Here is a 2009-nt window from a genome sequence, read left to right as displayed (position 1 = left end):
TCTCGCCGTGAATCTGCCGCAGCCACGCGTTTTGCGAGTCCCATGAGTGATACATCGCCATGGGCCGCTGCGTGACGGCAGCCAGCGGGAAGCGTTTGCGGTCAGTGGCGGCGAGTTCGAGCGGTTCGTACCAGAACGGCAGCGGATCGAAATAGCGTGCCACGCGCTCGCGCAGATGATCGGGCGGCTGACGCCCCGCCGTTTTGCCCTGCGCGGCGAGGCGGAACTTCTGCATCACATCCGAGTAAAGCTGGATCACGATCGGCGTGTCGAACTTGCGAAAGCCGTTTTCCACTGCCCACTTCAGATACGGACCGTTGACGCCGCGCATGTATTGCAGCGTCTCTGGCAACTTGTAATGGAACACGCAATTGTGGCTGGCGTACTGCTCCCACTGCTTGGGATTGGGCTCGCCCACCAGCGCCTTGTCGCCATCCTTGCCGCGCCATCCTATTAGAAAGCCCACGCCGGAATCCGGCGAAGTCTGGAAGTTGATGACGAAGTCCGGATAGTCGCGGAACTTCCGCGTGCCCTCTTTCGTGGTGAACGCAGGCAGCTTCAGCCGGCTCCCCAGTTCGATCAGCACTTCCTGAAACGGTTTGCATTCGCCGGTGGGCGGAACCACCGGCACCCGCACGGAATCCACCGGACCGTCGAACTCGGAGATCGGCCGATCGAGCACGGACATCGCGTCGTGCCGCTCCAGATAGGTCGTGTCCGGCAGAATCAGATCGGCAAACGCGGTCATCTCCGACTGGAATGCGTCGCACACCACCAGGAACGGAATCTTGTATTCGCCGTTCTCGTGTTTGTCCGCGAGCATCTTGCGGACTTCGACCGTGTTCATCGAGGAGTTCCACGCCATATTGGCCATGAAAATCAGCAGCGTGTCGATCGGGTAAGGATCGCCGCGCCATGCGTTGGTGATCACGCTATGCATCAACCCGTGCACGGCGAGGGGGTATTCCCACGAGAACGCCTTGTCGATCCGGACAGGTCCGCCGGCGTCGTCGATGAACAGGTCCTCGGGTGCGGCCGGCCAGCCGAGCGGCCCGTTGGCAAGCGGCGTATTCGGCTGCACGGCGTCAGGGTGATTCGGCGGTTTGGCCGAGGGCGGTACCGCCCTCGGATATGGCGACTTGTGCCTGAAGCCGCCAGGCCGGTCGATCGTGCCGAGCAAGGACATCAACACCGCCAGCGCGCGGATCGATTGAAAGCCGTTTGAATGGGCCGCGAGTCCGCGCATCGCGTGAAAGGCGATTGGATTGCCGGTGACCGTATCGTGGGTTTGGCCCCATGCGTCGGTCCACTGGATCGGCAAGGTGATCTTGTGGTCGCGCGCCGCGTCCGCCATCTCGCGCGCGAGCTGGCGGATCGTCTCAGCGGGAATGCCGGTGATATCGGCGGCCCACTCCGGCGTGCTTTCGGCCATCCGTTCGCGTAACAATGCAAACGACGGCGTGACCGGCGTGCCGTCGTCGAGCGTGTAGTTTCCGTCAAGGGCCGGTTCCGCTCCCGGCGTGTGATGACGCACCGCGCGCTGGGTCTTGCGATCCCACCATAGGTGGTTTTGCGGAAACAGCGGATTGAGTTCGGGCAGGCCGGGCTCGCGCACGAACAAACCAAACGCGTCGCTATCGGCATTCATGTCGAGCAGTTCGGCGGCGTTGGTGTAACGCGTGACGAACTCATGGTCGTACGAGTCCGTTTTGAGCAGTTCATGAATCAGCGCCATGAAGAGCGCGCCGTCCGTGCCGGGGCGGATCGGTACCCACTCGTCGGCAATCGCCGCGTAGCCGGTGCGGATCGGGTTGATGGCGATAAAACGGCCACCGGCGCGCTTGAACTTCGACAGCGCGATCTTCAGCGGATTCGAGTGATGGTCCTCGGCGGTGCCGATCATGAAGAACAGCCTGGCGCTATCGAGATCGGGGCCGCCGAATTCCCAGAACGAGCCGCCCATCGTATAGATCATCCCGGCGGCCATGTTGGACGAACAGAAGCCGCCG

General features: G+C 62.5%; 1 protein-coding gene. It reads right to left on the bottom strand.

The genetic code is table 11. The features are described from left to right. Positions 1 to 2009, bottom strand: a 2009-nt coding sequence (locus P3T40_RS44855; RefSeq protein ID WP_429274081.1) for a molybdopterin-dependent oxidoreductase, incomplete at both ends; no start/stop codon positions are given.

The organism is Paraburkholderia sp. EB58 (assembly GCF_050436665.1).
Taxonomy (GTDB): domain Bacteria; phylum Pseudomonadota; class Gammaproteobacteria; order Burkholderiales; family Burkholderiaceae; genus Paraburkholderia.
The sequence above is the reverse complement of the archived record's forward strand: the minus strand, read 5'-3'. Positions and strand labels throughout refer to the sequence as shown.